The sequence below is a fragment of the Gemmatimonadota bacterium genome (assembly GCA_009838845.1).
GTDB lineage: Bacteria > Latescibacterota > UBA2968 > UBA2968 > UBA2968 > VXRD01.
This window is the reverse complement of sequence record VXRD01000024.1, coordinates 37,052-47,192: the sequence shown is the minus strand read 5'-3', so window position 1 is coordinate 47,192 and position 10,141 is coordinate 37,052. Positions and strand designations below refer to the sequence as shown.

The following is a 10,141-nucleotide window of genomic DNA, read 5'->3' as shown; positions in this document are numbered from 1 at the left end:
TGGAACGGCTGTTTCTTGAAAACAACAGCATATCGGATGTGACGCCACTATCTAACTTGACCAGCTTGGAATGGCTGTTTCTTAACAACAACAGCATATCGAATCTGACCGGGCTTGAGTTTGCAACTAATCTGACAGTGTTGGATCTCGGTGGAACGTATGTGGGAGGGGAGTGGGTAAACAGTAACGAGATATCCAACCTTTCGCCCCTATCTAACTTGACCAGTCTGGAACGGCTGTTTCTTGAAAACAACAGCATATCGGATGTGACGCCACTATCTAATTTGACCAGTCTGGAAACGCTGTTTCTTAGCAGCAACAACATATCGGATGTGACGCCACTATCTAATTTGACCAGTCTGGAAACGCTGTTTCTTAGCAGCAACAACATATCGGATGTGACGCCACTATCTAACTTGACCAGCTTGAAATGGCTGGGTCTTGGCAACAACAGCATCTCAGACCTCGCGCCGCTGGTGGCAAACACGGGATTGGGTAGTGGAGATGAGGTTGATGTGAGCAACAACCCCTTGAGTGCCACATCAATCAACACACACATCCCAGCCCTTCAGAGCAGAGGGGTCGAGGTAGATTTTAGCGCATCGAAGCCCGCGGTGAAAAACAAAGAACTGAGGATGCCCCTCCGGATGATAGAACCGTTAGGGCTGAAAAAATGGAAGGTGGGCGATAAAGGTCGCTTGAATAACTTTTGACACTTCGTTTTTCACACCACCGAGAAATCACTTTGTGGTCAAAAATAAAAAACGGCAGTGGGTTGTAATACTCACCGCCGTTTCTTTTAATGTATCGGACATCTTTTTTAAAAGCGACTCTTGCTCTGATCTCCAAAATCCTGTATCTATAGCGTACAACTGAACCTCATTGTACACCGCTCCGACAGATTTATCCCAATCCAGAGAATTGATACCATGTCAGATACGACAACACAGTTGCATCCCGATCCCAAAGCCTGCGCTGTCGCTCGTGCGGTCTGTGACGTAGTCCATCCCAACACCGTCATTCTGTTCGGATCCCGCGCTCGGGGCGACTTTACGCCCGATTCCGATATTGACCTGCTCATCATCACGGACTCCCAGCAGATAGACCGGCAGGAATACATGCGCACGAGTGAGGCGGCTCGCCGCAAAGTCCAGGAAGTTTACGGCCACTCCATGGGTGTCGATCTGGTCCACCTGAGCGAGGACGTTTTCCACGACGGTCGCCGTGCCCGAAATCATGTCGCAGGGCAGGCTGTCCGCGATGGCGTCGATATACATGGCGCAAAAATAATCTATGACAACCCGGAACCAACCAACTGGCCCGACATACGACAGCGAATCATCAATGCCGAACGGGAACTCCGCGTTCTGGAAGACCTGGTAGAGGCAAATTCGGCACCGGAGGCCATCGGTTTCCACGCCCAACAGGCCCTTGAAAACGCGCTAAAAGGCTGGATTTCAGCACTCGATACCGACTACAAAAACACCCACGACCTATCCGACCTGTCCGCCATCATCCGAACCCATCCCGAAGAGAACAATATCCCCGCCGGTGAAAAATTGACCTGGCTGACTAAGTATGCCGTAAGATACCGGTACCACGGCACAGAGGTCAGCGTGGAAGATCGCTTCGAGTTGCTCGCTGCAGTAACCGAGACCGTAGAGACCACCATCGCCCGCATTCGGACGCTGAGCAAAATGGCTGATTAAAAAGAAAAACTCTTCATGATTGAATCATTTGGAGACAATCCTGCTGCTTAACCCATTTTAAGGACTTGTATCGCTTTCTCGCCAAACATAATGGGAATAGAAAACCACACAAAAGCCCAACGGCCTCCTCTAAACCGTTGGGCTTTTCCTATTAGAGCCTCAATGACACAGGCCTAAAGATTTCATTTTAAACATTGCCTATCAGTGTGGATTTACGTCTTTATCGACTTTTAGCAAGATGTGCAGCGTAAAAATAAAACCACATATCAAAAAAATGGAATCTGGGACAAATTCTGAACGTTAGGACAAAGGTTTGGCATTGACTTTGCGAACGTTTGTGTAAATTTTTCCATAACTATCTGAAAAAAGTATCATTCAAGCAAATTAAAGTATCTCAGATTGATGCCAACATGCGCTATTTATTAAAAAAGGCCCGAGCAACCCGTTAGGCAAATCTGTTCACACTATTGTGTGATTGCAGTCTTAAATGAAAAGAGAAACCAATGCGTAACCTGATTTTGTTCACACTATCCACACTCGCGTTTTTGATACATCCGCTATTTCTTCCAGCGCAGAATAGTTTTTCTTTTTCCATAGATGCGAACAGTGCGGCGGGTGATCAAGCGGTCACATCTGTTAATGTATCCCCTGATTTTGATGGCGATGGTATAGTTGGCTTCTCTGACTTTTTGGCGTTGTCAGGTCTGTTTGGGGCACGTCAGGGCGATGGAAGATATGAGGCAAAGTATGATCTGGACAGCGATGGCGCAATTGGATTTTCCGATTTTCTGATCTTCAGTGCCAGCTTTGGCAAAGAGGTATCTCCCCCTGATAGTGCAACGCAGGTTGCCATTCCGGATGCGAATCTGCGTGCGGTCATTGCGGACAGTCTCGGCAAGGCGAGCGATGCGCCAATCACTCAGGCAGAGATGGCGACCTTAACTCGCCTTGATGCATCGAACGAGAATATTCGCGATCTGACCGGGCTTGAGTTTGCTATTAACCTGACAGAGTTGAACCTTGGTGCAGGGGATATAGTGAACAGCAACGAAATATCCAACCTTTCGCCGCTATCTAATTTGACCAGTCTGGAACGGCTGTATCTTGGCAGCAGCAGCATATCGGATGCGACGCCACTATCTAACTTAACCAGCTTAAAATTGTTGTATCTTTCCTACAACAGCATATCTGATGTGGCACCCCTATCTAATTTGACCAGTCTGGAACGGCTGTATCTCTCCGGCAATAGCATATCGGACGTGACGCCACTATCTAACTTAACCAACCTAAGATCACTAAGTCTTTCCAGCAACAGCATATCAGATGTGACACCCCTATCCAACTTGACCAGTCTGGAAGTGCTGAGTCTTTCTAACAACAGCATATCGGATGTGACGCCACTATCTAACTCAACCAGTCTGGAAGCACTGTTTCTTGACAACAACAGCATATCGAATGTGGCACCGCTATCTAATTTAACCCGGCTGGAAGAGCTGTGGCTTAACCACAACAGCATCTCAGACCTCGCGCCGCTGGTGGCAAACACGGGATTGGGTGAGGGAGATGAGTTTGATGTAAGTAACAACCCCTTGAGTGCCACATCAATCAACACACACATCCCAGCCCTTCAAAGCAGAGGGATTAGTGTACTCTATACCCGTGGCAGTGGCGGTGGGGGTGGCGGCAGCACAACGAACGTTGCCATTCCAGATGCGAGCCTGCGTGCGGTCATTGCGGACAGTCTCGGCAAGTCAAGCGATGCGCCAATCACGCAGGCAGAGTTGGCGAGCTTAACTCACCTTGCTGCTCGGAACAAGAATATTCGCGATCTGACCGGGCTTGAGTTTGCTATTAACCTGACAGCGTTGGATCTCGAAGGAGAGGGAGTGGGTGTGGGTGGAGAGTGGGTGAACAGCAACGAGATATCCAACCTTTCGCCGCTATCTAATTTAACCCGTCTGGAACGACTGTATCTTTCCGGCAACAGCATATCGGATGTAGCACCGCTATCGAACTTGACCAATCTGGAAGCGCTGTGGCTTGACGTCAACAGCATATCGAATGTGGCACCACTATCGAACTTGACCAGGCTAAAAGGACTGGAGCTTTCCTTCAACAGCATATCGAGTGTGGCACCGCTATCGAACTTGACCAGCCTAAGATCACTGACTCTTGCTGGCAACAGCATATCGAATGTGTCTGCACTGTCAGGATTAACCAGTCTGGAATGGCTGGATCTTTCCTATAACAGCATAGCGAATGTGACGCCGCTATCTAACTTGACCAGCCTGATAGAACTGGATCTTTCCGACAACAGCATATCGAGTGTGGCACCGCTATCTAATTTAACCCGGCTGGAATGGCTGGGGCTTGACAACAACAGCATCTCGGACCTCGCGCCGCTGGTGGCAAATGCAGGATTGGGTGAAGGAGATTGGATTGAAGTAAGTAACAACCCCTTGAGTGCCACATCAATCAACACACACATCCCAGCCCTTCAGAGCAGAGGGATTAGTGTACTCTACACCCCTGGTGGTGGCAGTGGTGGCGTACCACCGCCCACTCCGCCCCCTGGTGGTGGCAGTGCAACGGACGTTGTCATTCCGGATGCAAACCTGCATGCGATCATTGCGACAAGTCTCGGCAAATCAATCCATGCGCCAATCACGCAGGCAGAGATGGCGACCTTAACTCGCCTTAATGCATCGAACGAGAATATTCGCGACCTGACCGGGCTTGAGTTTGCAATTAACCTGACAGAGTTGGTCCTCGGTGGAAACGAAGGGAGATTGGGGGAGGTAAACATCAATGAGCTATTCAACAACCTTTCGCTATACTTGACCAATCTAATAGAACTATGGATTAACTTTTCCTTCAACTTTTCCGTCAACAGCATATCGGATGTGACGCCACTATCTAACTTGACTAGGTTAAGAGTCCTGGATCTTTCCTATAACAGCATATCGGATTTGGCACCGCTATCTAACTTGACCAATCTGGAAGTGCTGGATCTTTCCGGCACAAGCATATCAAATGTGACACCCCTATCTAACTTGACCAGACTAAGAGTCCTGGGTCTTTCCGACAACAGCATAGCGAATATGTCTGCACTGTCAGGATTAACCAGTCTGGAATTGCTGGATCTTTCTTACAACAGCCTATCGGATGTGATGCCAATAGCTAATTTGACCAATCTGAAATCGCTGGATCTTTCCGGCAACGGCATAGCGAATATGTCTGCACTGTCAGGATTAACCAGTCTGGAAGCACTGTTTCTTTCCGGCACAAGCATATCGAATCTGACGCCGCTATCTAACTTGACCAGGCTAAGAGTCCTGTCTCTTTCCGACAACAGCATAGCGAATGTGACGCCGCTTGTGACGCTTCTATCTAACTTGAATAACCTGATAATGCTGGATCTTTCCGACAACAGCATATCGGATGTGGCACCACTATCTAACTTGACCAATCTAAGAGCTCTGACTCTTTACGAAAACAACATATCAGATGTGACACCACTATCTAACTTGACCCGACTGGAATGGCTGGACCTTGAAGACAACAGCATATCGAATGTGATGCCGATATCTAATTTGACCAGCCTGGAATGGCTGGAACTTGACAACAACGGCATATCTGATGTGGCACCGCTATCCAACTTGACCAATCTAAGATGGCTGGATCTTTACGACAACAGCATATCGGATATGACACCGATATCTAACTCAACCCGTCTGGAATTGCTGAATCTTTCCGACAACAACATAGCGAATGTGACACCGCTATCTAATTTAATCAACCTGAAATTGCTGGGTCTTGACGACAACAGCATAGCGAATGTGGCATCGATATCTAACTTAATCAACCTGAAAGGGTTGGAACTTAACGACAACAGCATCTCAGACCTCGCGCCGCTGGTGGCAAACACGGGATTGGGTGAAGGAGACTGGATTGAAGTAAGGAACAACCCCTTGAGTGCCACATCAATCAACATACACATTCCAGCCCTTGAGAACAGAGGGGTTAATGTGGATTTTGGCACATCGAAGCCCACGGTGAATAACAAAGAACGGGGGATACCCCTCCAGATGATGGAACCATTGGGGATGGGAAAATGGAAGGCTGGCGATTATATCTATAAACCGTTGGGTTTCTTCTATAATTTGAGAAATGGTCGCTTGCATAATTTTTGACACCTCGGTTTTTGCGCCATCGAGAAGACACCTTTGTGGTCAGAAATAAAAACGGCAGTGGGCAATAACACCCACCGCCGTTTCTTTTTTTACGTTTCCACTGACACGTCAAGCGCGTTCTGTGAATGGATATTGCGCGTGGGTTAAATTTATCGGATATTGTTTGAGTTCATTACACTCTACAACTTTTTTTAGTATCTTCCCATGCACATCTACATCCTCAAAAGACTACTGGCACTGATCCCCACATTATTGGGCATTACAGTGCTGGTTTTTTTTATGGTACACCTCGTACCTGGAGACCCGGCGCAGATCATGCTGGGCGAACGAGCAAGTGCCGAAAGTCTGGCTGCTCTGAGGCGCGACCTGGGCTTGGACCAGCCATTACATGTGCAATTTGGACGCTATCTATCCGACCTGCTACAAGGCGACCTGGGGCGGTCAATTAAATCGCACGAACGCGTATCCGTCGAACTAATGGCGCGTTTTCCCGCCACCATGGAACTCACCTTCGCGAGCATGGTATTCGCCTGCATACTCGGCATTGGAGCAGGTATAGCATCCGCAGTCCGACGCGGCACCTGGTGGGATTATATCGGCATGACCGCATCGCTGGCAGGAGTCTCAGTACCTATATTCTGGCTGGGATTACTGCTCATCCTCGCCCTTGCGGTCTCCCTACCGTTATTCCCCGTCTCCGGACGGCTCAGCTCCCATGTATTTATACCCACACTAACGGGATTTTACCTCATAGACAGCCTGCTCACAGGTGATCTTCCGAGTTTTGGGGATGCCCTCTGGCATTTAATCTTGCCGGGCATAACCCTGGGCACCGTGCCCGCCGCTGTTATCGCGCGCATGACCCGGTCGAGCTTGCTGGAAGTCTTGCGCGAAGATTATGTGCGCACTGCCTGGGCAAAAGGCTTATCTGAACGGGTCGTCATCTTGCGCCACGCACTAAAAAACGCGTTTATCCCCGTCTTAACCGTAATCAGCTTGCAATTCGGCTATCTATTGGGCGGCGCCGTCTTGACCGAAAGTATCTTTGCCTGGCCCGGGGTCGGGCGCTGGTTGCTCCTCTCGGTTTACGCACGCGACTTTCGAGCAATTCAAGGAGGCGTACTAATCGTCGCTACGACCTTTGTCCTGATCAACCTGATCGCAGATCTGTTATACGCCTGGCTGGATCCACGGATCAAATACGGTAAGGAATAGAAGCGCAATGGCACACATTCAAGACACCTTACAAACGCCACCGCAAACCACCGCGCTATTGATCTGGCAGCGATTGCGAAAAAACCGTCTCTCCATTGTGGGAAGCGTATTGATCGGCGGCTTTCTACTCCTGGCATTCGCAGCACCTTTGATAGCCCCTGCCGATCCAATGGCGCAGGCACTCTACAATCGCCTGTCACCCCCAACGCTCGAACACCCGTTTGGCACAGATGACTTTGGCCGAGACATATTGAGCCGCGTCATCTATGGCGCACGGATATCCCTGCGCGTCGGAGTATTCGCCGTATTGATCGCCCTTATACTGGGCACCTGTATTGGGGTCGTCGCGGGCTACTGGGGGGGGTGGATAGATCAAATATTGATGCGACTGATGGATCTACTACTCGCCTTTCCGAGCATATTGCTCGCAATCGGCATCGTAGCTATTTTGGGACCCGGCCTGGAAAATGCGATGTTGGCCGTCGGCATTGTAGCTATGCCGCAATATGCGCGCCTGGTTCGCGCGTCCGTCTTAACCGTACGAGAAACCGATTATGTCATGGCCGCACGCGCCCTGGGGGCATCGGATTGGCGCATACTATGCGTCGCCGTCTTGCCCAATTGCCTCGCCCCATTAATCGTCCAGGCAACATTGGGATTGGCAACCGCGATCCTCGACGCTGCTGGACTGAGCTTTCTCGGCCTGGGCGCGCAACCCCCAACACCCGAATGGGGAGCGATGTTGAGTCAGGGACGCGAACTGATTGTGCGCGCACCCTGGGTACTCACCTTCCCTGGTGGAGCGATCTTTTTCACAGTACTGGCATTTAATCTGGTCGGCGATGGTCTGCGAGACGCACTGGATCCAAAGGCTTAATCCAATTCAGCCATCGGGCCGAGTGCGACAAGCGCGGGATCCGCATCGAGAGGATATTGTTCGAGATAATCGGCAATGCGCTCTGGCGTAACAGCATCGATCTCCGCACGTTCTTCCTCGAGCGTTTTGAGCGGCGTGCTGGTACTCAGACTACCCACAATTTGGGAAAAGCGAGAAAGGCCGTTTTCCCCACTGCAAATAATACCCGTAGCCTGCTTGGTCTTGGCGCGTTGGAGCGCATCACTATCAATCCCATTTTTTAAATCCGCCATCTCGCGCCGCACAATATCGAGAACCTGAGACGCATTTTGCGGATCCACGGACAAATAAACATAAAAAAGCCCCGCATCGCTAAAATTGATATACTCTGCCGAGGCTTCATCAGCCAGACCCTGTTGAATAACAGACCAGTAGAGCCGGCTATTGGTCGATGCCCCCAAATAAGTAGAAAGCAGATCCGCAGTAGCGGCATGGTCATCGGAAGACGGTGGCGCGGGAAGCGCAAGCGCGATATGTTCGCGCGCCACACCATCGCGTTGCACAACGCGATTTGAAGCGTGAAAAGTCGGAATAGATTGCTCGCGACCATGATCAGACACCTGCCAGCCTCCGCAATGTGCCTCAACCGCGCGAATAATCTCATCGCGATCAAACGCACCTGTAATGACAAACGTGAGATTATTGGGACCATAGCGCCGCTGGTGATACTCAGCCATCAAATCGCGGGTAATAGACTTCACCGTATCCTCTGTGCCCAGCACACTCTGCCCTAAGGGATGAGTGCCAAAAGCCTCTTGAATGAGATCGTCAATAATGAGCGCATCGGGCTGGTCGTGATACATCGCAATCTCTTCGAGAATAACCTTCTTTTCCATATCAAACTCATCAGATGGCAAATTGGCGCGCATCATATCGCTGAGAATCTCGATAGAATCCGTCGCGCGATCGCTTTGCACCCAATGGAAATAGGCCGTACCTTCCCACCAGGTGTAGGCATTCCACATAGCGCCCAGATCATCGACATCAAGCGAAAGTTGCCGCCAGTCGCGCCTGGGCGTCCCCTTGAAACACATGTGTTCGAGAAAATGTGAAATCCCCAACAGATCGGGAGCTTCGTCGCGCGATCCCGTCTGGGCAAAAAAACCCAGCGCAGCCGAACGAATGCGCGGAATCGTTTCAAAAACAAGCGTGAGACCATTGTCGAGGGTATGCGTGGAAAACGGTGAAGACATGAGTTGCTCCTGAAGAAAGCGGTGAGACGTAAAAGCTGATAGCTTATAAACTCTTCGCCATTGCAATAGCTTCGTGTTCGGGCAGATAGGGCACATCAGAGCGATCCCAACTGCGTCTGCCGGCGACACAGTGAATACCCATCAGTTGTCGTTTTTGGGGCGTATCGGCCCAATTGACAATGCTTTGCGGCGGTGGACTCGCGATCCACTTTTTCACAAAAAAGGGCATATAGCCATAAATAACGATGCGCCGATCCATCGCACTGGTATTGGCACATCCCGTATGCCAGCAGACCACGTTCCACAGCACGGCATCGCCGGCATTGAGAGTCATCTTCCTCATATTGGGCATGGTTTCCAGGGCATCTCCCGAATATTCTTCTTTGGGAGGATAATCCGAATTCGTATGCGTACCAGGCACCAGTGAAAAGCATCCCATGTCTTCGGTCTGATCGTCGACAAAATAAAAAACTTTAATCTTGAGCGTATATTGCGGGTGCGTCCAGGGCGGCCAGTCTCGGTGCCAGTTCGTGTGTGCAGCAGTACCCGCATGGTGATTGTGATAGAGCATCTCCATCACCTGATAATCCGGGCCGACGATATTTTCGACATAGGGAATAACACTGGGATTATTGGCCAGATCGAGAATGGTCTCATCTGTATCAAAATCCGGGCGAATAGTATGCGCGTGAGGCCCATTGCCATAGCCATTTCGGAACTTGCCGAGCCGGAGTTCTTCTTCCCGCTCTGCGAGCGTCTCTGACTCGCGGCGGTCAAACGCCCGTCGCACCCGATCCAAACCGATGGGCTCAATGGCATTTTTAATCACGATATACCCATTTTCATCGTAAAAAGCGCGCTCTTCATCGGTTGGTGTCGAATATTGTATTGCATCGATTGTTGCCATAAATTGCT

Annotated in this window: 7 protein-coding genes; 5 read left to right on the top strand and 2 right to left on the bottom strand. The window is 50.1% G+C overall.

What is annotated here, in order from left to right; translation table 11 throughout:
* From F4Y39_03810 to F4Y39_03790, 5 genes are all read left to right on the top strand, one after another.
* Positions 1-713: hypothetical protein (locus F4Y39_03810; protein ID MYC12830.1), on the top strand; the 713-nt coding region annotated here is incomplete at its 5' end.
* 216 nt (positions 714-929) lie between these two features.
* Positions 930-1,709 (top strand): HEPN domain-containing protein, encoded by a 780-nt coding sequence (locus tag F4Y39_03805; protein MYC12829.1) that lies wholly within the window; start codon positions 930-932, stop codon positions 1,707-1,709.
* 503 nt (positions 1,710-2,212) lie between these two features.
* Positions 2,213-5,902, top strand: a complete 3,690-nt coding sequence (locus F4Y39_03800) for a hypothetical protein (protein MYC12828.1) — start codon at positions 2,213-2,215, stop codon at positions 5,900-5,902.
* A gap of 204 nt (positions 5,903-6,106) precedes the next feature.
* On the top strand, positions 6,107-7,117 hold the full coding sequence (locus F4Y39_03795; protein ID MYC12827.1) for an ABC transporter permease: 1,011 nt from the start codon (positions 6,107-6,109) through the stop codon (positions 7,115-7,117).
* 7 nt (positions 7,118-7,124) lie between these two features.
* Positions 7,125-7,994: an ABC transporter permease gene (locus F4Y39_03790; protein MYC12826.1), complete on the top strand. Its 870-nt coding sequence runs from the start codon at positions 7,125-7,127 to the stop codon at positions 7,992-7,994.
* Here F4Y39_03790 and F4Y39_03785 read toward each other — a convergent pair.
* On the bottom strand, positions 7,991-9,355 hold the full coding sequence (locus F4Y39_03785) for an insulinase family protein (GenBank protein ID MYC12825.1): 1,365 nt from the start codon (positions 9,353-9,355) through the stop codon (positions 7,991-7,993). The two genes, F4Y39_03790 and F4Y39_03785, sit on opposite strands and share 4 nt — an antisense overlap.
* Complete coding sequence (locus F4Y39_03780) at positions 9,270-10,133, bottom strand: hypothetical protein (GenBank protein MYC12824.1); 864 nt, start codon at positions 10,131-10,133, stop codon at positions 9,270-9,272. Before F4Y39_03780 ends, F4Y39_03785 begins: the two co-directional genes overlap by 86 nt.
* Positions 10,134-10,141: the final 8 nt, after the last annotated feature.